Genomic DNA, 26,331 nt, shown 5'->3' with positions numbered 1-26,331 from the left:
GCAATCCGGGAAGTGACCCGGGTGCATGACGGACGCGGCATGGGAGGAACCCGTGGGGAAGAAGACACAACGAGCATCGGCCACGCCCGCCACACTCGCCCTCGAGCGCGCTGGCGTGCAATTCGAGGCCATGGGTTACGAGCACGATCCCCGCGTCACGGCCTACGGGCGCGAAGCGGCCGAGGCGCTGGGGCTGCCGCCGCAGTGCGTGTTCAAGACCCTGGTGGTGCAGACGGATCACGATGGCTTCGGGGTGTGCGTGGTGCCTGTGGCGCAGAGTGCGGACCTGAAAGCGGTGGCCGTCGCGCTGGGTGCCAAGAAGGCCCGGTTGGCGGATCCCGGGGACGTTCAGCGACTGACTGGCTACGTGCTCGGCGGAGTGAGCCCTCTGGGTCAGCGCACCCACCTGCCCACGGTGATCGACGACGGCGCTCGGCGGTTGGACCGGATGTACGTCTCCGGTGGCCGACGCGGGCAGGACGTGGGTCTGGCCCCGCGGGATCTGGCCGAGCTCACCGGGGCGGTGTTTGCGGCGATCGCCCGCTGAGGTGGTCGCCGCGATCGCTCGGTGACCGGGCACGGTTTCATCTTCCGACCCTTGACGCGCCATGAAGTGGATCCAGATTTATTCGTGATGAATACTGATTCACTTACCGACACCTCGGCCCTCGCCCCGGAGGGAGCGGCCCGTCGCGCCCGCAAGGAGGCCCGCCGGAACCAGCTGCTGCGTGCGGCCGGTGCGGTGCAAGACGAACTCACCGAACGGGTCCCGGCCGCTGTGGCCGCGGCGGACGAGGACCCGGTGGAGCGGGTCAGCGCGGCATTCACCATGTACTGCCGGGTGATCGACGAGAACCGTCAGGCCACGCTCATCACCTACCGGGGGAGCAAGTCGCTCACCGCCGCGAACCGGACCCACATCAAGTCCCATGAGGTGGAATCGCTCCGACCCCTGGTCGAGGCCATCCAGGAGGCCGTGCGCAGCGGTGCGTTCGTGGAGCTGGACGTCGAACTGCTTGCGTACGACCTGGTCCTGCTGGCTCACGGGTGGGACGCTGAAGTCGTGGTACTTCGAGCGGCGGCACACGTTCGATTCCTACGTCCGGGGCCAGCCCCGCCTGGTCCTGGCCGCCGCAGGGGCGCCCGAGCGCCGTCGCGCCCGAGGACCGGCCTCAAGCCCGTGATCGCGACGGTCAACGGACTCGCGATCGGTGGCGGGCACGTGCTGCACGTGCCGTGCGATCTCACGATCGCCGCGAGCACCGCGCGCTTCGGTCAGTCCGGGCCCAAGGTGGGTTCGTACTGATCGTGGAGGAGATCGCCCGCGGCGACTTCAACGCGGGCTCGGACGCCGGCAACCCGAGGATGACGGCCCGGCGCACTGACGACGGCTGGGTCATCAACGGCACCAAAGCGGTGGGCCGCGGCCTGATGCACTGCGAGGACGTCCTGGTCCCGCGCGAGCACCTGATCGGCCCCGGGGGCGCGGGATTCACCCAGGTCATGGAGCTCATCATTTCCCGCGAATCGGCCGGACGCGAGTACGCACCCTAACCGGGATCGACAGCACGACCAGGAGGATTGCCCATGAACGAGCACAACACCGGCACCACCGCACGGGTGGCGATCGTGACCGGCACCGGACAGGGCATCGGAGCGGCCATCGCCGAGCCGCTGCACGAGGTCACTGAGGAGTGGACCCGCGAGATCGTGACCGTGGAGCGGCTCGGGGTGCTCACTGTGGCTCGCCATGTCCTGCCGCATCTGCGTGCGGCGGGAGCCGCGGGTCGGCGGGCGAGCTTGGTCGTGGTGTCGTCGGACAGTGCCAAGGCGGGCTCGTTCGGGGACGCGGTGTCGTCGGCCGCGCGGGCGGGTGTGCTGGGCATGGTGCGCTCCGTGGCGCGCGAGAACGCCGTGGTACCCATGACGGCCAACGCCGGGTCCCACGGACACCGCGATGTACCGCGAGCTCGCGGACGCCCAGGGCCTCACGGAGAAGGTCTTCTCCGGGATGACACGGGGCATCCCCGCCCGCAGGCTCGGCACCCCCGAGGAGGTCGCGGCCACGATCCACTTCCTGCTCTCCCCGGGGACTGCCTACATCACGGGCCAGGCGATCTCGGTGAGTGGTGGGTTGACGATGTGATGGTGGCGCCGGGTCAGCGCGGGATGCCCGCCACGGCTTGCAGCCGGTGGCTGGTCATGCCTTCACGGTCGATGATCGGTAAGGCCCGCTGGATCCGCTCCTGGACGGCCGGGATCTGCAGGGACGCCTGATGATCCTCCTCGGTGTCCCAGACCTCGGTGACCCACACGGCATCAGGGTCCTCGGGATCGGTGGCCACGAGGTAGAGGCGGCAACCGGGCATGGGCTCGGCGGCGTCGTTCTCGGCCAGGATGCCCGCGAGCGCGTGTCCGTTCCCGGGGGTGGAGCGGAGGCATCCGTGGAGCATGAACAGGGCGGTGGTGTCGGCTGTCCCGATGGATGTCGTCATGGGATCAATCTAACCGCTGTGTGGCGTGGAACACAGGGGTGCGTGCGGACAATGCCGGCGCTCCCGAAAGGGGTACGGACACCATGCCCCGGAACTGCTCCAGGGCATCATCTCCGGGCGCTTGGTCCGGGTGTGCAACGTCCGGACGGTGCCCGAGCGGCGTCGTAGTGTGAGCTCATGCGCCAGCGGACGACGACGGGCACGGCAGCGCGCCCCGGCGCTGGCAGGGCGCTTTTCGCGGCGATCGCGGGAACGGTTATCGAGTGGTACGACTACGCGTTGTACGGCACCGCGGCCGGGCTCAGCATCGGCCGCTGTTCTTCGCGGGATGGACTCCGGGGCGTCGCCCAGGGCGGCGGGCCCGCGGTATTTCCCCGGTCACGGCGCAGAGAATCACCGACCGGGAGGGCCGATAACCGCCTCACGCGTGTTCTGTCATCGCAGCGTGAGGGTTTCCACCGGCTGGCCTGTGACCGCGGCAATCAAGTCGAAGTCCTTGTCCATGGCCAGCACCGTCAGCCCAGCCTTCTCTGCACATGCTGCGATCAGCAGATCCGGAATGGACGGCGCACGATGCTGACCTCTATCGGCGAGCAACATCTGCACCTGGAAGGCACGGTCCTCCATCGCGGGCGTCAGATGTTCGATGGGCATCAGCGACAGCGGCGGCAGCCCGAACGCCTGACGCCCGCCTTCGCCGGAACGGGATGAGAATCCCAGTTCAAGTCGCGTGACCGTCGAGAGTCGAACCAGTCCTCGTTCGATGCGGGCATTCCAGTCCTCGAGGTGCGCGGCCTTCCCTGCCTGCATTCGTGCATACGCAGACTTGTCGATTAACCAGCCGGTCACTGCCACGCGGCAGCCATGATGTCGTCATCCATGAGGTCGCCGAAGGCGCGGGAGGAGCGCTCCCAGTCCTCAGTGGTCACCGTGGCCTTGTCGTCCGTCATGGCTGCCGCTGTCTCAAACTTCCGGCGCAGGAACTCGTTGCGGGATAGCCCCAGTGCGGATGCCTCCGCATCGATGCTTTCAACCGCCCTGTCACTGAGTCCCCGGATGAGGACATTCTTCATCGTCAGCACCTCCTCGAAGAATGCTATCGCGATATCGTTTAACGGAAAAGATCTCACCCACGCCCGTGTGCGGGCATCTCTCCGGTGACCGACACCGCCGTGGCGTCGGTCGCTTATGCGTGTCGGACGATCTTGGCACCGTCTCAGTAGTCGAATAAATTTTCGAATAATCGGGGAGGGTGAGCCATCATGACGGTGCTGGAGATGACGGAGACCGGGCAGTACGAGGACCCGTGGGACACGGTTCCGGTGATCGGCGCGGGCATGCCGGTGGAGCGTCCCACGGGGCTGGTGGGCGGCTCCACGGACCCCGCCCTCGATGATCTCGCGGTGGTGTGTGACATCACCGGGACGCCGTGTGTGGTGACGTACCGCGGTGAGGAGCATCGCGTCCTGCAGCCCGCCGTTCGCTGGTACGAACGCCGGAATTGGTGGGATGTGGAGGTCCGCGTGCCGCGTGAGAGCCGCACGAGCGCGGTGGATCAGGAGCGGTGGCGGGTGCAGGTCGTCCGGCCCGGGGTGGTTATCGCACGCACCTTCGAGCTGGTCCGGAACCAGTTCACCGATCAGTGGCGGGTGCTCCGTGTCAGCGCCGCATGAGACCGCCCGTGGTCCCCGTGCGGAGTCCTTCCATGTCACTTCATGTCGCCCGCGGAGCCGTCCGCGATTGACAGAAGTTCGAATAAAGTTTCGAATATGGGCATGTGGTTCCCCCATCTTCACGTGGCCTCGGCCTTCAGCGCGCACTACGGTGTGGCACGTCCGGAAGAACTCGCCCGGGCGGCCGCGTCCCAGGGAGCACAGGTCCTCGCGTGCACGGACCGGGACGGCCTTTACGGGGCCGTCAAACACGTGCTGGCATGCCGCGCGCACGGTCTCGCTCCCGTCCTGGGTGTGGACATCGCCCTGCTGCGGACCCCGCGCGCCGGCGCGGGAGGCGCGCAGGGCCGGGTGGCCGGGCAGAGTCGGGCGGCCGGACAGCGACGTCGTCCGGCGGCACCCGTGGTGATCGGCCGGGTGGTGGTCCTGGCCACGGGACGCAACGGGGGAGCCGGGTACGCGGCCCTGTGCCGGGTGGTCTCCGCCGCCCACCGGGCTCATGACCGGCACGCGGCCCACCCCATCGGACTCAGCGCGGAGCAGTTGGCGCGGCACGTGCATCGTGCGGCGCGCCACGGTGATCCCGGGCTCGTGGTGCTGCTCGGCCCGGACTCGGACGTGGGTCGGCTGCTCGTGGGACGGCACTACCACGCGGCGCGCACCGCGCTGAACCGATGGCGTCACGCGCTGCCCGCGGAGACCCTCGTGGTGGAGACGGTGACCCACCTGGCGCCCCAGGGTGCGCCCCTGAGCATGGGGCACGCGGTGCGGATGTTCCAGATCGGGCGGCAGGCGCAGCTGCCCGTGGTGCTCAGCAACGCCGTGCGCTACGCCCACCCGGGGCAGGCCGTGACCGCGGACGTCCTGGATGCCGCCCGGACCTTGATGTCCCTCGACGAACTGGCCGGGGCGGATCGCGGTGTGCTGCAACCCAACGGGCAGGGCTGGCTCAAGGACGGTGACGAGATGAGTCTGCTGGCCCGGGAGATCGCCCTCGCCGCGGACCACGGTCAGGCGGGACACGGCGCGCTGCTCGCGGACACCCACCACCTGGCCCAGCGCTGCCGTCTAGATCCGGAGGGGGATCTCGGGGTGGACCGTCCGGTGATCCCGGAGGCCTCGGTGATCGGGGTGAGCGGTGACCCGGACCGGGAACTGGCCCAGCGTTGCTACGCGGGACTCGCCCGGTTGCATGCCGGCGAGGACTGGGACCGCACCGTGCCCGGACTCAACCGGGAGTCCCTGCGCGGACGGTTGGAACGGGAACTCGCGGTGATCGCCCAGCTCGGCTTCGCCGGGTACTTCCTGACCGTGGGGGAGGTCTCGGAACTGATGAGCGGCATGGGTGTGCGTCACGCCGCCCGCGGTTCCGGGGTCTCGTCCCTGGTGGTCCACCTGTTGGGGATCTCACCGGCGGATCCGCTCGAGTACGACCTCGTCTTCGAGCGCTTCCTCTCCCCGCTGCGCCCCAGCCTGCCGGACATCGACATCGACATGGAGAGCGCGCAACGCCACGCCGTCTACCACCGGATCTTCGAACGCTTCGGCCCCCGCCGCGTCACGCTCATGAGCATGCAGAACGCCTACCGCTCCCGCGGGGCCGTGCGGGACGCCGGACTGGCACTGGGGCTCGAGGCCCAGGAGGTGGACCACGTGGCCACCCAGTTGTGGCGCGTGCCCGGGGGCACCCTGCGGGAGGAGATCGCACGCCGGCCCGAACTCGCCCCGCTCGCGCAGCGGCTGCGCAACAACCGGCAGTTGGACCTGCTCGTGGATCTCACCGAACGCCTCGACCGACTACCCCGGCACATCTCCATGCATCCGTGCGGGGTGATCCTCTCCGACACCACCCTGTTGCAGCGCACCCCCGTGCAGGCCAGCGGGATTGGGCTGCCCATGTCCCAGTACGACAAGCACGACATGGACCCCATGGGGCTGATCAAACTCGACATCCTGGGCGTGCGCATGCAGTCCACCCTGGCCCACGCCGTGGAGGAGATCACCCGGTTGCGACCCCACGAACCCCCGCCCAACCTCGACACCATGCCCCGAGACGACCCCGACACCTTCCGGCTGATCAGCTCCACCCACACCCTGGGGTGCTTCCAGATCGAGTCCCCCGGGCAGCGGGAACTGATCGGGACCATGGGACCGGAGGAGTTCAACGACCTCGTCGTGGACATCTCCCTGTTCCGCCCCGGGCCCATGCAGGCCGCCATGGTCCGGCCCTACCTCAACGCCCGCCACGGCTGGGCCACGCCCACCTACCCCCACCCGGACCTCCAGGAGATCCTCGCCGAGACCCGCGGGGTGGCCGTCTACCACGAACAGATCATGCGCATCATGGACCGGATGACCGGGTGTGGTCTGGCCCGCGCGGACATCTGGCGGCGACTGCTCGGCTCTGCCTCGGAGGAGCCCGTGGAAACCGCTTTCCGCGAGGGCGCTCGCGCTCGCGGCTACGCCCCGGACGTGATCGACACGGTGTGGGGGATCCTGCACGCGTTCGGCAGTTTCGGTTTCTGCAAGGCCCACGCGGTGGCCTTCGCGGTGCCCACCTATCAGTCGGCGTGGTTGAAGACCCATCACCCGGAGGCGTTCATGGCCGGGGTGTGGGAACATGACCCCGGGATGTACCCCGCCCGCCTGCTCGTGGGGGAGGCCCGCCGCATGGGGATCCCCGTGCTGGGCCCGGACGTCAACCGCAGCACGGACCACCACCGGGTGGAGTCGGTCACGCCGCGGCCAGGGACCGTGGTCTCGGGGGACCTGGACCGGGGGATCCCCCACACCCAGGACGGTGCGTGGGGGATCCGCATGTCCCTGGGTTCCATCGCGGGGATCAGCGCCGCGGAGATCGAACGTCTCGTGGCCGCCCAGCCCTACAGCACCCTCGCCGAACTGCGGGTGCGCGCCCGGCCCACCCGGCGCACGCTGCAACGGCTCGCGGAGGCGGGCGCCCTGGACTCCCTGTTGCACCGCGCCGAGACGCGGGCCTCCCACACGGACATGGTCCACTTCCTGCGGGAACAGGCGGATCGGCCCGCGACCGGGCGCGGGACCTCGGCCCGTGCGCAGCCCGGGGAGGGGCAGCTGGCCCTACCCCTCGGGGACGTGGACCTGGCCGCCCTTCCGGCGCGGCTGCCTGAACCGAGCACGGGGGAGCGGGTCAAAGCGGAGATGGACACCATGCGCATCGAGGTCAGCGCCCACCTCATGGACTCGCACGGTGAGCTCATGCGTTCCTACGGGGCCACCCGCGCCGAGGACCTGTTGGGGTTGCGCAACGGCACCGAGGTGATCGTAGCTGGCGTGCGGGTCTCCACCATGACCCCGCCCATGCGCAGCGGCAAACGCGTGGTCTTCATCTCCTTGGACGACGGCTCCGGGGCCGTGGACTGCACGTTTTTCGACGAGGCCCAGGCCGCCTCCGGTGAGGTACTGTTCGCCCCCACGCTGCTGTTGGTCCACGGCCACACGCGCCGCACGGGCCCGCGGGGGATCGGGATCCAGGCGGCCCAGGCGTGGGACCTCTCCCGCCCGGAGACCCTCCCGGATCCCCGGTCCCTGCTGGGTTCGCGGCCCACACCGTCCCGTCCGCCGCGACCGGAGTCCGCTGAGGGCCCCGGACGACGCCGCAGCCACGGCCCCGAACGGCCCGGTGCCTCCCGGGGCCGTGCTCCCCAGGGGGACAGCGCCGTCGCCGGTGCGCACCCCCGCACCAGAACGGAAGTGAAACCCCAGGTCAGAAGGTGAATAACCGGCGCGCGGCTCGTGCCCCACGGGACACCGGGGTGCCACGTGGCCGTAACGCGGTGACCCTAGCGTGTGACTCACCCACCGCCCGTCGCGGTCGGATGCTCACCGCCCGTAGTAGCCGGACCCCCTCCGCCCGCAGCGGTCGGAACCCTTCGCACCAGGAGCACCACATGACCGAGAACACCTCACATCCCTCGCGCCGGAACCTGATCACCGGAGGCAGCGCCATCGCGGCCGCCGGTGTGCTCGCCGCCGCGCCGTCGACCGCCCACGCGGCACCGGCGCTTGTGACCCAGCACGGCCACGGTCACAGCCGGATGCCCCTCTCCTTCGGGCGCGACGGCAGGTTCAAGATCGTCCAGTTCAACGACACCCAGGACGGCCCGCGCACCGACCGGCGCACCATCGAGCTCATGAACAAGGTGCTGGACCGGGAGAAGCCCCAGTTCGTGCTGATCAACGGGGACGTGATCGACGGTTCCCCTCGCACCGACCGCGAGGTCAAGCAGGCCGTGAACAACGTGGTGCTGCCCATGGAGTCCCGGGGCATCAAGTGGGCGGTGACATTCGGCAACCACGACGAGGACTCCACCGAGGAGCACGGCACCGGGATGCGTGAACCGCAGTTGGTCGAGTTCGTGCGTCAGTACAAACACAACCTCAACCCCGGGGACGACCAGAAGGTCTTCGGCTCGTCCAATGCCCAGCTGTTGATCCGCGGGTCCCGCGGCCACGCCCCCACGTTCGCCGTGTGGTTGCTGGACTCCGGCCGGTACGCGGAGGAACGCCTCGGCGGGCAGGACCGTGAGGGTCTCATGGGCTACGACTGGATCCGTCCCCAGCAGATCCGCTGGTACAACGACCTCTCGGTGGAGACCGAGCGCCGTTACGGGAAGAAGATCCCGGGGCTCATGTACTTCCACATCCCCACGTGGGAGCACCACCACATGTGGTTCGGTCAGCAGTTCACTTCGGACGAGTCCGGGCACGCGGCCGCCGTGAAGCGTCACGGGATCGTGGGGGAGAAGCACGAGAACGTCTACACGGGCATGGTCAACTCGGGGATCTACGCCGCGGTCCTGGAACGCGGGGACGTCCTGGGCCTGTACTGCGGCCACGACCACATCAATACCTACATGGGCAACTACTTCGGGGTCGAACTGGGCTACGGCCCCGGCACGGGTTTCGGGACCTACGGGCTCAACGACGGCACCCGTGACGAGCACACCCTGCGCGGTGCCCGCGTGTTCGAGCTCGACGAGCGCACCAAGCGCGTCTACACCCGCACACGCCTGGTCTTCGCCAAGGACCTCGGGATCGACATGAGCCCCGAGACCCAGCCCATCGACCACCCCGAGCGCTTCCCGCGCTACGTGCGCGGCTGAGCCGCGGGCACCGGGGCCGGGCCCCGGGTCCGTCCTCGCGCCCGGGGCCCGACGCCCTGCCCGCAGCCCTGCCAGGGGTTCGACGGCGCGGCCCCGCTCCACGACGCCGCGCGCCGTCGTCCGCGGCACGGTACGCCGCGACGTCGTGGGCCGGGAGTGCTGTGCAAAACTGTGAGGCATGGCGAAAAACAGTGGCGGAGGAGATCTGCTGCAGACCGTGGACCAGGTCACGGAAGAGGCGATCAACATCGCGTACCGCTTCGACCAGAAGCTGCAGCGATGGCGTCAGGGACGGGCCGTGCAGCGGGGGGACATCCCCACCATGCTCGCCTTCGACGGCTACGGCAGCCCCCGCTACGTGCGGGCCCTGGGGCGTGTGCTCCTCAAGACGCGCTTGCTGATCGAGGACACCGACGACGCCGCGGAGTCGATCCGCGGGTGGCGTTCCTTCACGTCCGTGCCCTTCGCGTTCGCCCACGTCAACGTGTGGTTGGGCGAGCACGAGTTCCACCTCGTGGCGGACAAGGGCGGCGTGATCGACGTGGACCTCAAGGTCTCCATGACCCCCGGGGTGCACACCATTTACATGCAGGCCGAGGGCTCGGAGGTCACGGAGGCCAAGGTCACCGTGGTCTCGGACGAGCAGCACGTGGGGGTCGTGTGCGACGTGGACGACACCGTGATGGTCACCGCCCTGCCCCGCCCCATGCTCGCGGCCTGGAACTCGTTCGTGGCCAACGAGCACGCGCGCATCCCCACGCCGGGGATGTCCACCATGATGGACCGGCTGCGCCGCAGCCATCCGCACGCACCCTTCCTCTATCTCTCCACGGGGGCGTGGAACGTGGCGCCCACCCTGCGTCGGTTCCTCACGCGCAACGCGTACCCCGCCGGAGCGCTGCTGCTCACCGACTGGGGGCCCACCACGGAGCGCTGGTTCCGGTCTGGTTCCCAGCACAAGGTGCAGAACCTGCAGCGTCTGGCGCGCAACTTCCCCCACGTGCGGTGGATCCTGATCGGCGACGACGGTCAGCACGATCCGCAGATCTACTCGGGCTTCGCGCAGCGTCACCCGGATTCGGTGGCCGCCATCGTGATCCGCAACCTCTCACCCACCGAGGCCGTCCTGGCCGCGGGCACCCGCGCCTCGGAGGGCCATCACGTGACCGTTCCGGAGGGCACGCTGTGGATCGAGGCCAACGACGGCGCCTCCATCTCGGATCAGCTGAAGGACGCCGGGTTGCTCTGAACCCGCGCGAGCCACGGGGGCGCCCCGATCCGGGCGCCCGTCGACCCGCCCCGAGCACATTGTCGGATGCACCCCCGAACGGAGGAACCATGGCACACACGACCCTCGGTATCACCGGCGCCACGGGACGCATCGGCTGGGCCGTCTCGCGTCGGCTCGAAGAACGCGGCGTCGCCCACCGGCTGCTCGTGCGTTCCCCGCACCGGGTCGCGTCCCACGTGGCCGCAGCGAACGGCCTGCTCGACGCCGCCACCATGGACTTCGCCGACCCGGACGGGGCCGCGGAGTCGATGGCGGGACTGGACACTGTGTTCCTGGTGTCCGCGTCGGAATCGGCGGATCGCAAGCAACAGCAACTGGCCATGGTCGAGGCGCTGTCCCGCGCGGGCGTGCGCCGGGTGGTCTATACGTCCTTCGCTGCACCCGCACCGGACGCGACCTTCACGTTCGCCCGCACCCACTACGCCACAGAGCAGGCCATCGAGCGCGCCGGTCTCGAGTACACCTTCCTGCGGGACAATTTCTACCTGGACGTCTTCCCGGACTTCGTCAGTGCCGACCGCGTCCTGCGCGGCGCGTGAGACACGCTGTGCAAAAAAATTTTTCGTGACTTCCCCCGCCCGTCTTGTCCACATGGGCCCCGCGAGAACCGCGTGTTCTCAGGGCTCCCGGACGCGGTCCCTGTGGACAACCCGGGGAAAAGACGACATCCCCTGTGGATCACACGACCACATCATGTTGGGTCCTGTTCCGGCACACGACACTAGATGTAGTATTGACGTAGATCTTCAACCACCTGGCGCACCACCCGGATCCAGAGCCGAAAGGCCCCGGAAGCGCCCGAAAATCGGTACTTCCCGCAAGGAGAATGGGCTATGTCTGTCACCGTGTATTCCAAGCCGTCGTGCGTCCAGTGCAACGCCACCTACCGTGCTCTCACCAAGAAGGGCATCGACTACACCGTCGTGGACGTCACCGAGGACACCGCCGCCTACGAGCACGTGGTGGGCCTGGGATACCAGCAGGTCCCCGTCGTGGAGACCGCCACCGAGCACTGGTCCGGCTTCCGCCCGGACAAGATCAACGCGCTGGCCCTGCTGCGCTCCGCCTGAGCCGGAAACGGACGGGCCGCCGCGGGCGGCCCGGCACCACCCGGGCGAGTGGCCCCGAACCCCACCGCCAGCCCGCCCCCGGAATCACACGAATTGGTACGACCCCCCCAGAATCGAAGTGACCCGGCATGAGTGCTCTCGCCACGGTTCTCGCCCAGGCGAAGGAGCGGGAACTCCATCGCACACCCGTCGTCGCGGGGGATGATGCACCCCTAGTGGTGTACTTCTCCTCCGTGACGCGCAACACGGACAGGTTCATCACCAAACTCCCGGTGCGGTCCGTCCGGTTGCCCCTGAAAACCTCCGAAACCGCTCCCCGCATTGACGAACCCTACGTGCTGGCAGTGCCCAGCTACGGGCGTCCCGGGGGAGCGGGATCGGTCCCACCGCAAGTCGTGAAGTTTCTCAACGATCCCGTCTCGCGCGCGCACCTGTTGGGGGTGCTCGGCGCGGGCAACACCAACTTCGGCCCCCTGTTCTGCGTCGCCGCGGAGAAGGTCGCAGCCAAGTGTCAGGTTCCCCTGCTCTACAAGTTCGAGCTCATGGGAACCGACGAGGACGTCGAGAAGGTTACCCAAGGATTGGACAAGTTTTGGCAAGCATCCATGCAACCCCGGGCGTGAGCGTCGAACCCGGTCACGAGGATCCCACCTGCCCCGAGAAGTACCGCGGGCTGGGCTACCACGAGCTCAACGCGCTGTTGAACCTCTACGACGCGGACGGCAAGATCCAGTTCGAGGCCGACCGCCAGGCCGCGCGACAGTACTTCCTGCAGCACGTGAACAAGAACACCGTGTTCTTCCACGACCTCGAGGAGAAGCTCAAGTACCTCGTGGACCACCAGTACTACGAGGCCGAGGTGCTCGAGAAGTACAGCTTCGAGTTCGTGAAGGCGCTGTCCAAGCAGGCCTATGGCTACAAGTTCCGGTTCCAGACCTTCCTGGGCGCGTTCAAGTTCTACACGTCATACACGCTCAAGACCTTCGATGGTCAGCGTTACCTGGAACGGTTCGAGGACCGCGTGGTCATGGTGTCCCTGTACCTCGCGGACGGGGACGAGGCCCTCGCGCAGCGGCTCGTGGCGGAGATCATCTCCGGACGGTTCCAGCCGGCCACGCCCACGTTCCTCAACGCGGGCAAGAAGCAGCGCGGCGAGCTCGTCTCGTGCTTCCTGGTGCGCTTCGAGGACAACATGGAGTCGATCGGGCGCAACATCAACTCCGCGCTGCAGCTGTCCAAGCGCGGCGGTGGCGTGGCGTTCGCGCTGACCAACCTGCGCGAGTCCGGTGCGCCCATCAAGATGATCGAGAATCAGTCCTCCGGTGTCATCCCCGTGATGAAGCTGCTCGAGGACTCCTTCTCCTACGCCAATCAGCTGGGTGCCCGCCAGGGCGCCGGCGCGGTGTACTTGAACGCCCACCACCCGGACATCCTCAACTTCCTGGACACCAAGCGCGAGAACGCGGACGAGAAGATCCGCATCAAGACCCTCTCGCTGGGTGTGGTCATCCCGGACATCACGTTCGAGCTGGCCAAGAAGGACCAGGACATGTACCTGTTCTCCCCGTACGACGTGGAGAGGATCTACGGCGTGCCGTTCGCGGACGTCAACGTGAGCGAGAAGTACCACGAGATGGTGAACGACTCCCGCATCGCCAAGAAGAAGATCAACGCCCGCGAGTTCTTCCAGACCGTGGCGGAGGTGCAGTTCGAGTCCGGGTACCCGTACATCATGTTCGAGGACACGGTGAACCGCGCCAACCCCATCGACGGCAAGATCATCATGTCCAACCTGTGCTCCGAGATCCTCCAGGTCTCCGAGCCCTCCGTGTACAACGAGGACCTCACGTACGCGCAGGTGGGCAAGGACATCTCGTGCAACCTGGGGTCCATGAACATCGCCATGGCCATGGAGTCCCAGGACTTCGGCGCGAGCATCGAAATCGCGATCCGCGGTCTCACGGCGGTCTCGGACATGTCCAACATCGACTCGGTGCCCTCCATCCGGCGCGGCAATGAGATGTCCCACGCGGTGGGCCTGGGGCAGATGAACCTGCACGGGTACCTCGCCAAGGAGCACATCCACTACGGCTCGACCGAGGGCGTGGACTTCACCAACATGTACTTCTACGCGGTGACCTACCACGCGATCCGCGCGTCCAACCTGATCGCCAAGGAGCGCGGCGAGTCCTTCGTGGGCTTCGAGAAGTCGGCCTACGCGAGCGGCACGTTCTTCGACAAGTACGTCGACGGCGTGTGGGAGCCCGCCACGCCGCGCGTCGCCGAGCTGTTCGAGCGGGCGGGCATCGCCCTGCCCACCGCGGACGACTGGCGGGAGCTGCGCGAGAAGGTCATGGCGGACGGGATGTACAACCAGAACCTGCAAGCGGTCCCGCCCACGGGGTCCATCTCGTACATCAACAACTCCACGTCTTCGATCCACCCGATCGCCTCGCGGATCGAGATCCGCAAGGAGGGCAAGCTCGGGCGTGTGTACTACCCGGCGCCGTTCATGGACAACGAGAACCTGGAGTACTTCCAGGACGCGTACGAGATCGGCTACGAGAAAATCATCGACACGTACGCCGCCGCGACCCAGCACGTGGACCAGGGCCTGTCCCTCACGCTGTTCTTCAAGGACACCGCCACCACGCGCGACATCAACCGCGCGCAGATTTACGCGTGGCGCAAGGGCATCAAGACCATGTACTACTCGCGCATCCGCCAGCTGGCGCTCGAGGGTACCGAGGTCGAGGGCTGCGTCTCCTGCATGTTGTGATCCCCGCCGTCTCCTGACGGCACCGCGTCGGCGACGACGCCGCTCCCGCCCCGCCCGGGTCTCTTAGCCGGGTGGGGCGGGAGTTTTTCTCTGAAGTCCGGTCCTGGTCGGGGATATGCTGACGGAACAGTCGAGACAGTGAATCGGTCAATGCCGGAGCACCGCATCCCTGGGAGGAACCGCATCATGACCACCGCGGAATCGACCCCCCAGGAGCAGTGCTCGACAGGAATCCAGGGTGCACCCGCGTGGTACACCGAGGAACAGATCGTGCGGGCGGTTCCCGCCGAGCGTGCACGTCGGCTTCTCGAAGCCACGCTACGTTCGGGATTCCGCCCGGAAGATGACCCCGGGCGCAGCAATGTCCCCGCCGGCGAGGGCCACCTGCTGTTGATGCCGTCGGTCATTGGTGACTGGGCAGGCATCAAGATCGCATCGGTCTCGCCCGGGAATCCCGAACGCGATCTGCCCCGCATCCAGGCCACCTACATGCTCATAGACTCAGCCACCCTGAGTCTTCGAGCTCTGCTGGAAGGCAACGTCCTCACCACCCTACGGACCCCCGCGATCTCGGCCGTGGCCACCGACTACCTGGCCCCGAAGGAGGCGACCAAGCTCGTGGTGTTCGGTACGGGGCCGCAGGCGCTCGCCCACATCGCGGCATTCGCCGAGATTCGCTCGTTCACGGAGGTGGTGGTGTGCGGCCGGACGCCGCGCAAGGTGCACGCCGCCGTCGACTACGCCCGCACGCTGGGTCTCGCGGCCCGATCGGGGGACGCGAGCGAGGTACGCGACGCGGACGTGGTGGTGTGCACGACGTCGGCGGCGGAGCCCCTCTTCGACGGTGCCCTGGTGCCAGACACCGCGTGCATCGTGGCCATGGGATCCCACGAGCATGTTCCGCCGGCGCATTCGGACGTCGCCGTGCAGGATCCCCCACATGGCCAACCCCACCGAGAAGAGCGTGAACGCGGCGAGTCCGTGCAGCCAGGTCAGGCCGTGGGGGTGGATGAAGGTTGGGGTATCCAGCGCGCGCCATCAGGACAACTGGCGCGCGGAGGACTATCCGAGGGGGCTGCGTCATGCTGCTCAATGCCCTGGCCGAGGTCAGTAACACCACCACGGCCGGCATTAAGTTCTACCGTCGGGAGGGACTGTTGCCCGCCGGTACCAGGCTCACCGCCACGCGGCAGGACTACGATCAGGGTCACGCGGAACGCCTGCAGCTCATCCGGGTACTGCGGGAGGAGGCCGGTGCCACGATCCCCGACATCCGTGCGCTGGTCACCCTGATCGACGATCCGCGGCGGGCCCCTCGTGGACGCCCTCGAAATCGCCCAGGCGCTCGCCGCGGGCCTGTCACCTGCCGAGGCCAGCGGGCCCCCGGAGCGCCGGGAGGATCCGATGATCCGGGACATGCTCACGCAGCTGGGGTGGCCGGACGTGGCAAGCGGGCCGCGCCGGGCGCTCGGTGAGTTGTTGGAGGGCATGCGGGCCACTGGGTCACCCGTGGACCGGGGGAGACGCCGTCCTGGGACGTCATCGTGGCCCGCGCGGTGCGGGGAATGGTCTCTTACAATCGGCTGACCCGGGTGCTGCGGGCTCTGGGCCATGTCTCCCACTCGGTGCGCGCCGCCGGGTCGTAGGTCAGCGGTGGCACGCGAAAGGCCCCGGAAAGTAGTGTTCCGGGGCCTTGTCTGGTGCGCGATACTGGGATCGAACCAGTGACCTCTTCCGTGTCAGGGAAGCGCGCTACCGCTGCGCCAATCGCGCTCAATGTTCATCATATTGAACGAGGTGGTTGCACCGAGGTGGAGACGGGATTCGAACCCGCGTAGACGGCTTTGCAGGCCGCTGCCTAACCACTCGGCCACCCCACCGGGGACCAGATCCTTGGAGGACAAGGTCTCAGGTCTCGACCAGGGTCGAAAACTGCGAGCGGACGACGGGAGTCGAACCCGCGACCCTCACCATGGCAAGGTGATGCTCTACCAGCTGAGCTACGTCCGCATTGTCGGTCGATCGAGGCCCTGGAACTCAGTGCTCCGTTCTTCCGAGCGGAAACTTTATCACAAGACTTCACACCCTTCCGTGCTTGTCCATCCGGGGTGTTGCCATCGGAGGACTTCGCTTTCGGGGCGTTGCCAACGAGCAAGAACATTACCCACCGGAGCGGGTCCGGGCAAATCGATCGCGGACGCCGGGGAATTTGCCGTTCCCGGACGAAGTGTTCTAGAGTCTTCAACGTTGCAAGCGCGATTGGCGCAGCGGTAGCGCGCTTCGTTCACACCGAAGAGGTCACTGGTTCGATCCCAGTATCGCGCACGGTAACGAGGAACCCGGTCCCGGGAGGGGCCGGGTTCTTTCGCGTCCAAGGCCGATCGGACCGGTCGGTCCGGCCCCGACCGCGTGAGGTCCGGCTCCTGGACGGACGTCCGAGCCCGCTCTGCCCGGGTGAGCCCGTGATCGTTGTCCATGTCTGGGCCCCTTCCTACGCTGAGCCCATGACTCAACCCCGCTTGGCCCAGCAGACCGCCACCGGCCGGATGTACGCCCGGAGTGAGGGCGGGGACCTCGAGGTCCCCTCCATCACCACGGTCATCGGGTGCGAGGCCAACGACCTCGGGGGCTGGTACGCCTACACCGCAGCGCAGGCCCTGGCCACGGATCCCCAGTTGCCGGACGCGCTCCGGGACACGCGGCGTCGTCGTTCGCTCGTGAACCACGCGGCCAAGGCGGCGGAGCGACACCGGGACCACGCGGCGCAGCGCGGTGACCGCGTACACGACTACTGCGAGCAGCTCGCGCTGCGGGCCATGGGCCGCGACCACGAGGTGGACCGGGCCCGGGACACGCTCGCAGAACACCACGAGACCCGATTCGCGGACAGTGCGGACCAATGGTGGCAGTTGTTCCGCCCCGAACCGCTGGCCGCGGAGATCACGGTATGGAACTCCACGGTGGGCTACGCCGGCACTCTGGATCTCGTGGCGCGCATCGGCGGCAAGGTGTGTCTGATCGACTACAAGACCCGCGGGACCGACCGCGCCGGGCGGGTCAAGGCCCCGGACCCCAAGGTCGTGACCCAGTTGGTGGCCGGGCTCAAGGCCGAGGAATCCCTCGTGGACGCCACGGCGGGGGAGTGGGAACCGTGGCGCTACCGGGACGCGGAGGTCCTGATGGCCGTGGCGATCGGTGAGACCGAGGCGCTCACCGTGCAGGCCGCGCCCGAGCACCTCCCCGTGCACTGGTACAAGTTCTGCGCCCTGGCCAAGGTGTGGGCGCGCAATTCCCAATTGGCCACCGCGGGGGCGCAACTGCGCAGCATCGCGCCCCCGCCCCTGGATTCCTTCCCCACGGGTCGCGTGGCGGGCGGCCCGCAGGTCGTGACGGCCGAGACGGTCGCGGGCCCCGCCGTAGACTGACAGGCACACCCCGTCCCACGACCCCCATGAGGAGTGCACTCCGCGGTGAGTATTCTGCGCATTCGTACCATCGGTGACCCCGTCCTGCGCACCCCGGCCCAGGAGGTCACGCAGTTCGACGACGCCCTGGCTGCCCTCGTCCGGGACATGCTCGAGACCATGTACGCCGTGGGCGGTGTGGGTCTGGCCGCACCGCAGGTGGGCGTGGGGTTGCGCGTCTTCACGTGGGGCATCGACGGGGACGAAGGGCACGTGATCAACCCCCAGCTGAGCATGGGGGAGGAGCCGCAGGAAGGCGGCGAGGGCTGCCTGTCGGTCCCGGGCCTGTCCTACGAGACCCCCCGCGCCGAGCACGCCGTCCTCACCGGGGTGGATTGCCACGGCGAGCCCGTGCACCGTGAGGCCACCGGCCTGTTGGCCCGCTGCTTCCAGCACGAGAACGATCACCTGGGCGGCATGCTCTACGTCGACCGTCTCGTGGGTGACGAGCGCAAGGACGCCATGCGGCAGTTGCGCGCGCAGTCGTTCACGGACACGACCGCCCGTGTCACGCGCGAACGCGAGGCGCAGCGCGCGGGTCACTCAACACCGGACGCACACGACGCCGCTGGGTCGGCTTTCGGTGCGGCCCGCACCTCGGGAGCCGCATCCGGTGCCGCACACACGGCCGGTTCCGCGTTCGGCGCGGCGGGTGATGCCCGATGAGCCCCGACACGAACCAGCAGCCCCTCAAGATCCTGTACGCGGGAACCCCGGAGACCGCCGTCCCCCCGCTCGAGGCACTGCACCAGGATCCACGGATCGAGATCACCGCGGTGCTGACCCGGGAGGACGCCCCCGTGGGCCGCAAGAAGGTCATGGCCCCGTCCGCGGTGGGTCGTCGGGCCGATGAGCTCGGGCTGCCCGTGATCAAGGCCAATCGGGTCCGGGGTGAACTCCTGGACACCCTGCGTGACACCGGCGCGAGCATCGCGGCGGTCGTGGCCTACGGCGCCCTGCTGCCGCGACCGGCCCTGGAGGTCTTCCAGGACGGGTGGATCAACCTGCATTTCTCCCTCCTGCCCCAGTGGCGCGGCGCCGCCCCGGTGCAGCGGGCCCTCATGGCCGGGGACTCCGTGGTCGGGGCCACCACCTTCGTCCTGGACGACGGCATGGACACCGGCCCCGTGGTAGGCACCCTCACGGACGAGGTGCGTCCGGAGGACACCTCCGGGTCGGTGCTGGATCGGCTCGCACATGAAGGTTCGCCCCTGCTCGTGGAATCCTTGCTCGGTGTGGCCTCGGGCCGCGTGCACCCCACGCCGCAACGCGGTGAATCCACCGCTGCCCCTAAACTCACGGCCCAGGACGGGCGCGTCGATTGGTCACATCCCGCCGTGGCCGTGGCTCACCGGGTGCGCGGTGTGACCCCCGAACCCGGTGCGTGGACCGAACTCGACGGCCAGCGCTTCAAGCTCGACCGCGTGATCCCCGCCCCGGAGGTCACCGGGATCGCCCCGGGCCACGTGGAGCTGCGGGAGAAGCGGGTCTTCGTGGGCACCGGGTCCTACGCCGTGGAGCTGACCCGCGTGCAACCCAATGGCAAGAAACCCATGGCGGCCCTCGACTGGGCGCGCGGCAAGCAGAACACGGAACAGGTGGCCTTCGGATGAGTCGGGACCAGCAGCACCGCGGCCACGCCGGTAGCGGCAACGACCGGTCTCGGGGGAACAACCGCCGTCGTGACGATCGTCCGTCCCGTGATGCCGGCGGCCGGGGCCGCGACGACCGCTCGCCCCGGGAGGCCGGCGGGAGGGATCGACGAGCGGGGGACGGCTCGCGTCGCGACGCCCAGGGCCACGAGCGCAACCGCCTGGCCCAGCACGAGCGCTCCTACTCCGCACAGGCGCCCTCGCAGCGTCGCAAGCGCTCCGATCCCGCACGGCTGACCGCATATCAGGCCCTGCGCGCGGTCAACTCGGAGGACGCCTACGGGAATCTCGTGCTGCCACGCCTGGTCCGTGAAAACCGCCTCGACAAGCGGGACGCGGCGTTCGCGACCGAGCTCGCCTACGGGGCCATGCGGTGGAGTGGCACGTGGGACGCCGTGCTCGAGAAGTGCGTGGACCGCCCGCTGGACCAGTTGGACCCCGCGGTGCTGGACGCCCTGCGCCTGGGCGTGCACCAGTTGCTCGCGATGCGCGTCCCCGATCACGCCGCGCTGGACGCGACCGTGGGTCTGGTGCGCGGGGAGATCGGGCAGGGACCCTCGGGACTCGTCAACGCCGTCCTGCGCAAGGTGACCCGGCGCAGCCACGACGAATGGCTGGACGCGCTCGCCGCCGAGCACACCGACGAGCTGCGGCAGCTCGGTGTCCGCCACGCCCACCCGGTGTGGGAGGTCCGCGCGTTGCGCCGGTCCCTGCGCGCCAACGGCCGAGACACCGCGGAGATCGAGGCCCTGTTGGGAGCGGACAACGAGGCGCCCCGTGTGCACCTCGTGGCCCTGCCCGGTATCGGCTCGCTCGAGCCCGCACTCGCAGCAGGCGCCGAACCCGGTGACCTGGTCCCGAACAGCGCGGTCAGCGCCGGGGGAGACATTCACCGCGTCCCGGGCACGCGGGAGGGAACGGTGCGTGTCCAGGACGCCGGTTCCCAGCTCGTGGCCCGCGTGCTCGCGCAGGTGCCCGTGGCCGATGACAGCGGGGCGTGGGCCGACTTCTGCGCCGGACCCGGCGGCAAAGCGGCGCTGCTCGCGGCATTGGCCCACGAGCGCGGTGCCACGTTGCTGGCCAACGAGGTCAGCGGGCACCGTAGTGACCTCGTGCGCCAGGCGCTGTCGGCCGTGGACCACGAGGCGTGGCACGTCCGCACCGGCGATGCCCGGCAGATCCCGTCCGGCCAGGACACGCGTTTCGATCGGGTGCTCGTGGACGTGCCGTGCACCGGACTGGGCGCGCTGCGGCGTCGTCCCGAAGCGCGATGGCGGCGCACGCCGTCGGACGTCGCGAACCTGGCCCCGCTGCAGCGCGAGCTGCTCGACGCCGCGCTGGACGCCACCCGTCCCGGCGGGGTGGTGCTCTACGCCACGTGCTCACCGCACACCGCCGAGACGCACGACGTGCTCCAGGACGTCGTGGAACGGCGCGGCGACGTGTCGGTCCTGGACACCGCGCAGCTCGCCGTGGATGCCGCCCTGCCCGGCGCGCTCGACGACGCTCGGGCGGCGGGGCACGACGTCCCCGGCGGGGGTACGAGTGTGCAGTTGTGGCCGCACGTCCACGGAACCGACGCCATGTTCATGGTCGCGCTGCGCAAGAGCGCGTGAGCCGCGGCTCGGTCATTGATCCGGAACTATTCCCAGGAGGAACCATGTCCCGCTGTGACATCCACCCGTCAATCCTCTCCGCAGACTTCTCCCGGCTCGCGGAGGAACTCCAGCGCATCTCGAACGCGGATGCGGCGCACGTGGATGTGATGGACAACCACTTCGTCCCCAATCTGACCCTGGGGTTGCCGGTCGTGGAACGATTGCAGGCCGTCTCCCCGATCCCCCTGGACCTACACCTGATGATCGAGGACCCGGACCGGTGGGCCCCGGCGTACGCGGAGGCAGGGTGCGCATCCGTGACGTTCCACGCGGAAGCCGCCACGGCGCCGATCAAGCTCGCGCGTGAACTGCGCGCGGCGGGTGCCCGAGCGGGACTCGCGGTGCGTCCGGCCACGCCGATCGAGCCGTACCTGGACCTACTGCCGGAGCTGGACATGTTGCTCATCATGACTGTGGAACCCGGCTTCGGCGGCCAGAAGTTCCTGGACGTGACCCTGCCCAAGCTGCGCCGCGCCGCGGCGGCGGTCAAGGCCCACGGGGGCACGATCGCGCTGCAGGTGGACGGCGGGATCACGGAGGAGACCATCGTGCGCGCCGCGGAGGCTGGGGCGGACACGTTCGTCGCCGGTTCCGCGGTCTACGGCCAGGACGACCCCGCCGCCGCGATCGAGGCACTCCGCAGGACCGCGCGGGAGCACCGGGCCTGAATTTATGCGGGCCCCGATGACGGGTCCGCGGAGAACGCCCTGCCTGTCAGCGCAGGTCCAGGAGTTCACGCAGTTCCGTGAAGGCGCCGCGCACCACGGTGTAGTGCGCCCACTTGCCGCGCTGCTCGCGTGTGAGCAGTCCGGCGTCCACCAGCTTCTTGAGGTGATGACTCACGGTGGGCTGGCTGATGTCGAGGACGTCCAGCAGGTCGCAGGCGCACACTGCGTCGCAGCCCTGCGTGGCGATGTGGGAGAGCAACCGCAGGCGCGTCGGGTCGGAGAGCGCCTTGAGCTTCGCGGTCATGCGCTCGGCCTCGCCGGCCCCGAGCGGCGAGGAGGCGAGCGAGCAGCACTCGGTTGCTTTCTCATCGATCAGCTCGGGTCGTTGCGCGGGTGCTTTCATACCGAGATTTTACATTGACGGACATCTATATGACCTCGTAGCGTGTGTCCCATAGATGACCGTCGATACGAGGAGCTCGCCGCCCATGAGTACCACCATCGCCTCCGCACCGGTGAGGCAGAGCATGTCGTTCCTGGACCGGTGGCTGCCGGCCTGGATCCTGCTGGCCATGGGCGTGGGCCTGCTGCTGGGTCGGCTGGTGCCGGGGCTGAACACGGCCTTGGAAGCCATGACGATCGGACAGGTGTCGCTGCCGATCGCAGTCGGTCTGCTGGTGATGATGTATCCCGTCCTGGCGAAGGTGCGCTACGACGAGACCCGCCGCGTGACCGGCGACAAGCGATTGCTGGGCCTGTCGCTCGTGCTCAACTGGGTCGTGGGACCGGCGTTGATGTTCGTGCTCGCCTGGGTGTTCCTGCCCGATCTGCCCGAGTACCGCACCGGGTTGATCATCGTGGGCCTGGCCCGGTGCATCGCCATGGTCCTGATCTGGAACGACCTCGCATGCGGCGACCGGGAGAGTGCGGCCGTGCTCGTGGCCATCAACTCCGTCTTCCAGGTCGTAGCCTTCGGCGCTCTTGGGTGGTTCTACCTCCAGGTCCTGCCGTCGTGGCTGGGGCTGCCCACCACCACGGCCGAATTCTCCGTGGGGGCGATCGTGGGATCCGTCCTGGTATTCCTCGGCATCCCGCTGCTCGCAGGCTTCCTCACCCGCGTCCTGGGTGAACGGGCGAAGGGCCGGGACTGGTACGAGGAGAAGTTCCTCCCCGCGATCGGCCCGTGGGCCCTGTACGGCCTCCTGTTCACCATCGTGATGCTCTTCGCGCTCCAGGGGGACGCCATCACCTCACAGCCCCTCGACGTGGTCAGGATCGCGCTGCCGTTGCTCGTGTACTTCGCTCTGATGTTCGCCATCGGCCTCTTCGCCTCGAAAGCGGTGGGGCTCGACTACGGCAAGTCGGCCACGGTGGCTTTCACCGCGTCGGGCAACAACTTCGAACTGGCGATCGCCGTGGCCATCAGCACCTTCGGCGTCACCTCCGGGCAGGCACTGGCCGGCGTCGTGGGGCCGTTGATCGAAGTGCCCGTCCTGATCGGCCTGGTCTACGTGGCCCTGTGGGCCGGCCCGCGCGTGTTCCCGAACGATCCCTCCGTCCCCACCCACCGAACCCGGGAGACCGCATCATGAGCGCACCATCACCCACGAAACCGACCGTGCTCTTCGTCTGCGTCCACAACGCGGGCCGCTCCCAGATGGCGGCGGGCTACCTGGCCGCGATGTCAGGCGGGAGCATCGATGTCCGTTCGGCCGGGTCCGAACCGGCAGAGAGCCTGAACCCGGTGGCCGTGGAGGCGATGGCTGAGGAGGGCATCGACATCACCGCAGCCGTGCCCACGATCCTGCGGGCGGAGCAGATCAGGGCCTCCGACGTCGTCATCACCATGGGCTGTGGGGACACCTGCCCCGTGTTTCCGGGCAAGCGCTACGAGGACTGGGACCTCGACGACCCGGCCGGTCAGCCCCTCGCGGACGTGCGCAGGATCCGCGACGACATCAAGGCCCGCGTCGCCGGACTGCTCTCGGATCTGCAGGGCCGGGAGAACGGCCGGAAGAACAGGACGTGACCGCCCGGTGTCCCCGATCATGGGCATGGTGAGGCCGCGTGGCATAATGAGCGCAGCAACGTGTTCCGGGGTCGGTGCAATTCCGAACCGGCGGTGACAGTCCGCGAACCGTGAACACCGTGCACAGCGCCGAGCAGGTTCCCGTGGGAACCACCGAGGATGCGCACGGAGGGATCGGCCGAACCGGTGGAAATCCGGTACCGACAGTACAGTCTGGATGGTAGGCACACGTGAGCGTCACGGCGTCCTGACCGTGCGCGGTCGCACGCGATCGCGGTCCGTCGGGTGGTGCTGTGACGTGCTCCGCCGCGTGATCGTGTTCGACGCGTGTGCGCATTCCTCCCCGGGACCACCGACAGTGGCGGGTGAGAGGAGACACCGTGGACGTCCTGCGTTGGTTGTTCGACGCGCAGTTGCGGGTGGGTGACGGTTTCATCCTGTGGCGCGAGGTGCTCGGCAACGTGTTCGGGCTGTTGTCCGCGCTGGGCGGGATGCGCCGCAAAGTGTGGGCGTGGCCCGTGGGGATCGTGGGCAACGCGATCCTGCTGACCGTCTTCCTGGGCGCGGTGTTCGACACCCCCAACCCCGTGAACCTGTTGGGTCAGGCCGGCCGTCAGGTCATGTTCATCGCGGTGTCCGTGTACGGCTGGGTGCAGTGGCGCCGGTCCCGCGGGGCGTCCGAGGAGGCCGTGTCCCCGCGCTGGGCCACCGCCCGCGAACGCGTGTTCCTCGTGGTCGCCCTCGTGTTCGGGACGGCACTTCTCACGCCCATCTTCCGTGCCCTGGGCTCGTACGAACCCGTGTGGGCGGACGCCTGGATCTTCATGGGCTCGCTGCTCGCAACGCTCGGGATGGCCAAGGGCTGGGTCGAGTTCTGGCTGTTGTGGGTCGCCGTGGACATCGTGGGCGTGCCCCTCCTGTTCTCCGCCGGCTACTACGCCTCGGGCTTGATGTACGTGTTCTACGGCGCCTTCACGCTCGCCGGGTTCTTCGTGTGGTGGCGCGTGAACACGCGCCAGCGCCGTCGCGCGACGATCGAGACGGGCTTCCCGGACCTGCGCCTGTCCGTGGGTGAGGACGAGAAGTGACGGCGTACGACGACGCCGCTGCGCCGGGGCCCGCGCCCCGCTCCCGGCCGGGGGCGGAGCCGTCCCACGACTTCTCGGCCGCGGAACACGAGGCGATGCGCGCGGCTCTGGAAGCGGCTCGGCGGGGGATCCGCGGGGCCAATCCCGTGGTGGGCGCCGTGATCCTCTCCGCCGCGGGGGAGATCCTGCACGTGGGTCATCACCGCGGGGCGGGCACCCCGCATGCGGAGGCGGACGCCCTGCATCTGGCCCGTGAGGCGGGGACACCTCTCGAGGACACCACCATGGTCGTGTCCCTCGAACCCTGCAACCACACCGGACGCACTGGCCCGTGCTCGCGCGCGATCCTCGACGCGGGGATCCCCCGAGTCATTTACGCGGTGGCCGACGGCACGGACACCGCCCGCGGGGGCGGCGCGTTCCTCGCCGCACACGGGGTGGACGTGCGTCAGGGGCTGCTCGCGAGGGAAGCCCACGATCTCAATGACCGCTGGTTCATTGCCCAGCATGATGCGCGACCGTTCGTGACGCTGAAACTCGCTCAGACGATCGACGGCCGCGTGGCCGCAGCGGACGGAACGAGCCAGTGGATCACGGGTGCACCCGCTCGGGATCAGGGCCACGCCCTGCGCACCCGGGTGGACGCGATCCTGGTGGGCGGCGGGACCCTGCGCGCGGACGACCCGACCCTGACCGCGCGGGATGCCGGGGGTGAACCCCTCGCGCGGCAACCCCTGCGGGCAGTCATGAGCACCCGCCCCGTGCCCGCGGATGCCAAGGTCCGGCGCGGCGTCCTCGACCGCGCGCCCCGGGAAGACACCGAACCTGGAGCCCCGGGAGACACCGGAACGGATCACGGAGAGGTCGCATGCGCCGACCGCGGGCACGACGGGCGGTTCATCCACCTCACCACGCACGATCCCGCCGAGGCGTTGCAACACCTCCGTGAACGCGGGGTTTCCCACGTGCTCGTGGAAGGCGGGCCCACGGTGTCCGCCGCGTTTCTCGCCGCCGATCTCGTGGACGAGCTGTGGTTGTACCAGGCCCCACTGATCCTCGGGGACGGCGCGGCGTCGGTCGCGTCGCTCGGGATCGGGACGCTTGCCGCGGCGGCGTCATGGCGCGGTGACCCCGTGCGGCACCCGGCGGACCTCGCGCGCCCCGGCCACGAAGAGGCCGCGGAGCAGATGGAGGCGATCAGCCGCGTGGGCGTCGATGGACGGTGGCACTTGCGGCCCGCGGGTCCCGTACCCGACGCCCCATGACACGCCCCTGAACTGACGCAGCACACCAAGACCTCGCGCCGGGAAGTTCCCGAGA

General features: G+C 68.7%; 25 protein-coding genes, 4 tRNA genes, 2 pseudogenes and 1 riboswitch. Of the genes and pseudogenes, 24 read left to right on the top strand and 7 right to left on the bottom strand.

Translation table 11 applies throughout. From position 1 onward, the window contains the following. The first annotated feature begins 25 nt into the window (after positions 1–25). From ybaK to IE157_RS13090, 4 genes and pseudogenes are all read left to right on the top strand, one after another. Positions 26–547 (top strand): Cys-tRNA(Pro) deacylase, encoded by a 522-nt coding sequence (ybaK, locus tag IE157_RS07370; RefSeq protein WP_193519571.1) that lies wholly within the window; start codon positions 26–28, stop codon positions 545–547. Between the two features lie 87 nt (positions 548–634). Beyond that, entirely contained in the window at positions 635–1,306 is a 672-nt protein-coding gene (locus tag IE157_RS13095) for an enoyl-CoA hydratase-related protein (RefSeq protein WP_193519568.1), read from the top strand. Between the two features lie 2 nt (positions 1,307–1,308). Then, positions 1,309–1,554, top strand: a complete 246-nt coding sequence (locus tag IE157_RS07360) for a hypothetical protein (protein WP_193519567.1) — start codon at positions 1,309–1,311, stop codon at positions 1,552–1,554. Positions 1,555–1,587: 33 nt separating this feature from the next. Further along, positions 1,588–2,146, top strand: a pseudogene (locus tag IE157_RS13090) (SDR family NAD(P)-dependent oxidoreductase). 13 nt (positions 2,147–2,159) lie between these two features. On the opposite strand, the gene IE157_RS07350 reads toward IE157_RS13090, so the two are convergent. From IE157_RS07350 to vapB, 3 genes are all read right to left on the bottom strand, one after another. Beyond that, positions 2,160–2,495, bottom strand: a complete 336-nt coding sequence (locus IE157_RS07350) for a putative quinol monooxygenase (protein WP_206399173.1) — start codon at positions 2,493–2,495, stop codon at positions 2,160–2,162. A 435-nt stretch (positions 2,496–2,930) separates the two neighbouring features. After that, positions 2,931–3,350 carry a PIN domain nuclease gene (locus IE157_RS07345; RefSeq protein ID WP_098054436.1) on the bottom strand — a complete coding sequence of 140 codons (420 nt, stop codon included), beginning with the start codon at positions 3,348–3,350 and terminating at the stop codon, positions 2,931–2,933. After that, positions 3,341–3,568 (bottom strand): type II toxin-antitoxin system VapB family antitoxin, encoded by a 228-nt coding sequence (gene vapB, locus IE157_RS07340; protein WP_131332832.1) that lies wholly within the window; start codon positions 3,566–3,568, stop codon positions 3,341–3,343. The genes IE157_RS07345 and vapB overlap by 10 nt, the downstream gene beginning before the upstream one ends. 189 nt (positions 3,569–3,757) lie before the next feature. On the opposite strand from vapB, the gene IE157_RS07335 reads away from it, so the two are divergent. From IE157_RS07335 to IE157_RS07290, 10 genes and pseudogenes are all read left to right on the top strand, one after another. Continuing rightward, a complete protein-coding gene (locus tag IE157_RS07335) occupies positions 3,758–4,168 on the top strand; it encodes a hypothetical protein (protein ID WP_064846804.1) in 411 nt (136 codons plus the stop codon). Positions 4,169–4,270: 102 nt separating this feature from the next. After that, complete coding sequence (locus IE157_RS07330; protein WP_193519652.1) at positions 4,271–7,924, top strand: DNA polymerase III subunit alpha; 3,654 nt, start codon at positions 4,271–4,273, stop codon at positions 7,922–7,924. Positions 7,925–8,097: 173 nt separating this feature from the next. After that, a complete protein-coding gene (locus IE157_RS07325) occupies positions 8,098–9,312 on the top strand; it encodes a metallophosphoesterase family protein (protein WP_193519563.1) in 1,215 nt (404 codons plus the stop codon). Positions 9,313–9,490: 178 nt separating this feature from the next. Continuing rightward, positions 9,491–10,561, top strand: coding sequence for an App1 family protein (locus tag IE157_RS07320; RefSeq protein WP_131332836.1), 1,071 nt, complete (start codon positions 9,491–9,493; stop codon positions 10,559–10,561). An 89-nt stretch (positions 10,562–10,650) separates the two neighbouring features. After that, positions 10,651–11,142 carry an NAD(P)H-binding protein gene (locus tag IE157_RS07315; protein ID WP_193519561.1) on the top strand — a complete coding sequence of 164 codons (492 nt, stop codon included), beginning with the start codon at positions 10,651–10,653 and terminating at the stop codon, positions 11,140–11,142. A gap of 294 nt (positions 11,143–11,436) precedes the next feature. Beyond that, complete coding sequence (nrdH, locus tag IE157_RS07310) at positions 11,437–11,673, top strand: glutaredoxin-like protein NrdH (protein ID WP_064846808.1); 237 nt, start codon at positions 11,437–11,439, stop codon at positions 11,671–11,673. Between the two features lie 128 nt (positions 11,674–11,801). Then, entirely contained in the window at positions 11,802–12,296 is a 495-nt protein-coding gene (gene nrdI / locus IE157_RS07305) for a class Ib ribonucleoside-diphosphate reductase assembly flavoprotein NrdI (RefSeq protein ID WP_318281377.1), read from the top strand. After that, a complete protein-coding gene (gene nrdE, locus IE157_RS07300; protein ID WP_064846810.1) occupies positions 12,293–14,452 on the top strand; it encodes a class 1b ribonucleoside-diphosphate reductase subunit alpha in 2,160 nt (719 codons plus the stop codon). Before nrdI ends, nrdE begins: the two co-directional genes overlap by 4 nt. 150 nt (positions 14,453–14,602) lie before the next feature. Beyond that, positions 14,603–15,328 (top strand): annotated as a pseudogene (locus tag IE157_RS07295) (ornithine cyclodeaminase family protein); the annotation flags it as partial. 206 nt (positions 15,329–15,534) lie between these two features. Then, positions 15,535–15,927: a MerR family transcriptional regulator gene (locus IE157_RS07290; protein WP_241246692.1), complete on the top strand. Its 393-nt coding sequence runs from the start codon at positions 15,535–15,537 to the stop codon at positions 15,925–15,927. Between the two features lie 223 nt (positions 15,928–16,150). Here the strand turns inward: IE157_RS07290 and IE157_RS07285 are convergent. The 3 genes from IE157_RS07285 to IE157_RS07275 form a co-directional block, all read right to left on the bottom strand. Beyond that, positions 16,151–16,225 (bottom strand) — tRNA-Val (locus tag IE157_RS07285). 36 nt (positions 16,226–16,261) lie between these two features. Then, positions 16,262–16,332 (bottom strand) — tRNA-Cys (locus tag IE157_RS07280). A 57-nt stretch (positions 16,333–16,389) separates the two neighbouring features. Beyond that, positions 16,390–16,462: transfer RNA gene (locus IE157_RS07275), tRNA-Gly, on the bottom strand. A 243-nt stretch (positions 16,463–16,705) separates the two neighbouring features. Between IE157_RS07275 and IE157_RS07270 the strand changes: the two genes are divergently transcribed. The 6 genes from IE157_RS07270 (at position 16,706) to rpe (ending at position 21,894) form a co-directional block, all read left to right on the top strand. Further along, positions 16,706–16,777: transfer RNA gene (locus tag IE157_RS07270), tRNA-Val, on the top strand. A gap of 179 nt (positions 16,778–16,956) precedes the next feature. Continuing rightward, the gene (locus tag IE157_RS07265; RefSeq protein ID WP_193519559.1) at positions 16,957–17,877 is read left to right on the top strand and encodes a cytochrome; all 921 of its coding nucleotides are present in this window, start codon (positions 16,957–16,959) and stop codon (positions 17,875–17,877) included. 45 nt (positions 17,878–17,922) lie between these two features. Then, entirely contained in the window at positions 17,923–18,582 is a 660-nt protein-coding gene (gene def, locus IE157_RS07260) for a peptide deformylase (protein WP_193519558.1), read from the top strand. Then, positions 18,579–19,529: a methionyl-tRNA formyltransferase gene (locus IE157_RS07255; RefSeq protein ID WP_193519557.1), complete on the top strand. Its 951-nt coding sequence runs from the start codon at positions 18,579–18,581 to the stop codon at positions 19,527–19,529. The genes def and IE157_RS07255 overlap by 4 nt, the downstream gene beginning before the upstream one ends. Then, on the top strand, positions 19,526–21,184 hold the full coding sequence (locus IE157_RS07250; protein ID WP_193519556.1) for an RsmB/NOP family class I SAM-dependent RNA methyltransferase: 1,659 nt from the start codon (positions 19,526–19,528) through the stop codon (positions 21,182–21,184). Before IE157_RS07255 ends, IE157_RS07250 begins: the two co-directional genes overlap by 4 nt. 44 nt (positions 21,185–21,228) lie before the next feature. Beyond that, positions 21,229–21,894 carry a ribulose-phosphate 3-epimerase gene (gene rpe / locus IE157_RS07245; RefSeq protein WP_064846815.1) on the top strand — a complete coding sequence of 222 codons (666 nt, stop codon included), beginning with the start codon at positions 21,229–21,231 and terminating at the stop codon, positions 21,892–21,894. 46 nt (positions 21,895–21,940) lie between these two features. Here rpe and IE157_RS07240 read toward each other — a convergent pair whose 3' ends face one another. Beyond that, positions 21,941–22,297 carry an ArsR/SmtB family transcription factor gene (locus IE157_RS07240; RefSeq protein ID WP_064846816.1) on the bottom strand — a complete coding sequence of 119 codons (357 nt, stop codon included), beginning with the start codon at positions 22,295–22,297 and terminating at the stop codon, positions 21,941–21,943. 85 nt (positions 22,298–22,382) lie between these two features. On the opposite strand from IE157_RS07240, the gene arsB reads away from it, so the two are divergent. The 4 genes from arsB to ribD all read left to right on the top strand — a co-directional run bounded on the left by arsB (position 22,383) and on the right by ribD (position 26,276). Continuing rightward, positions 22,383–23,486: an ACR3 family arsenite efflux transporter gene (gene arsB, locus IE157_RS07235; RefSeq protein WP_193519553.1), complete on the top strand. Its 1,104-nt coding sequence runs from the start codon at positions 22,383–22,385 to the stop codon at positions 23,484–23,486. Next, complete coding sequence (locus IE157_RS07230) at positions 23,483–23,923, top strand: arsenate reductase ArsC (RefSeq protein WP_193519551.1); 441 nt, start codon at positions 23,483–23,485, stop codon at positions 23,921–23,923. The genes arsB and IE157_RS07230 overlap by 4 nt, the downstream gene beginning before the upstream one ends. Positions 23,924–23,980: 57 nt before the next feature. Continuing rightward, positions 23,981–24,156: riboswitch (FMN riboswitch) on the top strand. A gap of 147 nt (positions 24,157–24,303) precedes the next feature. Next, positions 24,304–25,011 carry a nicotinamide riboside transporter PnuC gene (gene pnuC / locus IE157_RS07225; protein WP_131332861.1) on the top strand — a complete coding sequence of 236 codons (708 nt, stop codon included), beginning with the start codon at positions 24,304–24,306 and terminating at the stop codon, positions 25,009–25,011. Between the two features lie 95 nt (positions 25,012–25,106). After that, on the top strand, positions 25,107–26,276 hold the full coding sequence (ribD, locus tag IE157_RS07220) for a bifunctional diaminohydroxyphosphoribosylaminopyrimidine deaminase/5-amino-6-(5-phosphoribosylamino)uracil reductase RibD (protein ID WP_193519650.1): 1,170 nt from the start codon (positions 25,107–25,109) through the stop codon (positions 26,274–26,276). Positions 26,277–26,331: the final 55 nt, after the last annotated feature.

It is taken from the genome of Kocuria marina (genome assembly GCA_014652975.1).
Classification (GTDB): Bacteria; Actinomycetota; Actinomycetes; order Actinomycetales; family Micrococcaceae; genus Kocuria; species Kocuria marina.
The sequence above is the reverse complement of the archived record's forward strand: the minus strand, read 5'-3'. Positions and strand labels throughout refer to the sequence as shown.

What these genes read in the sequence shown, in the direction of transcription:
- IE157_RS07250 (WP_193519556.1), top strand. Translation starts at nt 19,526, where the DNA reads ATGAGTCGGGACCAGCAGCACCGCGGCCACGCCGGTAGCGGCAACGAC.
- IE157_RS07255 (WP_193519557.1), top strand. Translation starts at nt 18,579, where the DNA reads ATGAGCCCCGACACGAACCAGCAGCCCCTCAAGATCCTGTACGCGGGA.
- ribD (WP_193519650.1), top strand. Translation starts at nt 25,107, where the DNA reads ATGCGCGCGGCTCTGGAAGCGGCTCGGCGGGGGATCCGCGGGGCCAAT.
- vapB (WP_131332832.1), bottom strand. Translation starts at nt 3,568, where the DNA reads ATGAAGAATGTCCTCATCCGGGGACTCAGTGACAGGGCGGTTGAAAGC.
- IE157_RS07315 (WP_193519561.1), top strand. Translation starts at nt 10,651, where the DNA reads ATGGCACACACGACCCTCGGTATCACCGGCGCCACGGGACGCATCGGC.
- IE157_RS07290 (WP_241246692.1), top strand. Translation starts at nt 15,535, where the DNA reads ATGCTGCTCAATGCCCTGGCCGAGGTCAGTAACACCACCACGGCCGGC.
- IE157_RS07265 (WP_193519559.1), top strand. Translation starts at nt 16,957, where the DNA reads ATGACTCAACCCCGCTTGGCCCAGCAGACCGCCACCGGCCGGATGTAC.
- IE157_RS07335 (WP_064846804.1), top strand. Translation starts at nt 3,758, where the DNA reads ATGACGGTGCTGGAGATGACGGAGACCGGGCAGTACGAGGACCCGTGG.
- ybaK (WP_193519571.1), top strand. Translation starts at nt 26, where the DNA reads ATGACGGACGCGGCATGGGAGGAACCCGTGGGGAAGAAGACACAACGA.
- IE157_RS07240 (WP_064846816.1), bottom strand. Translation starts at nt 22,297, where the DNA reads ATGAAAGCACCCGCGCAACGACCCGAGCTGATCGATGAGAAAGCAACC.
- nrdH (WP_064846808.1), top strand. Translation starts at nt 11,437, where the DNA reads ATGTCTGTCACCGTGTATTCCAAGCCGTCGTGCGTCCAGTGCAACGCC.
- IE157_RS07350 (WP_206399173.1), bottom strand. Translation starts at nt 2,495, where the DNA reads ATGACGACATCCATCGGGACAGCCGACACCACCGCCCTGTTCATGCTC.
- arsB (WP_193519553.1), top strand. Translation starts at nt 22,383, where the DNA reads ATGAGTACCACCATCGCCTCCGCACCGGTGAGGCAGAGCATGTCGTTC.
- nrdI (WP_318281377.1), top strand. Translation starts at nt 11,802, where the DNA reads ATGAGTGCTCTCGCCACGGTTCTCGCCCAGGCGAAGGAGCGGGAACTC.
- IE157_RS13095 (WP_193519568.1), top strand. Translation starts at nt 635, where the DNA reads ATGAATACTGATTCACTTACCGACACCTCGGCCCTCGCCCCGGAGGGA.
- IE157_RS07320 (WP_131332836.1), top strand. Translation starts at nt 9,491, where the DNA reads ATGGCGAAAAACAGTGGCGGAGGAGATCTGCTGCAGACCGTGGACCAG.
- IE157_RS07330 (WP_193519652.1), top strand. Translation starts at nt 4,271, where the DNA reads ATGTGGTTCCCCCATCTTCACGTGGCCTCGGCCTTCAGCGCGCACTAC.
- IE157_RS07325 (WP_193519563.1), top strand. Translation starts at nt 8,098, where the DNA reads ATGACCGAGAACACCTCACATCCCTCGCGCCGGAACCTGATCACCGGA.
- rpe (WP_064846815.1), top strand. Translation starts at nt 21,229, where the DNA reads ATGTCCCGCTGTGACATCCACCCGTCAATCCTCTCCGCAGACTTCTCC.
- IE157_RS07230 (WP_193519551.1), top strand. Translation starts at nt 23,483, where the DNA reads ATGAGCGCACCATCACCCACGAAACCGACCGTGCTCTTCGTCTGCGTC.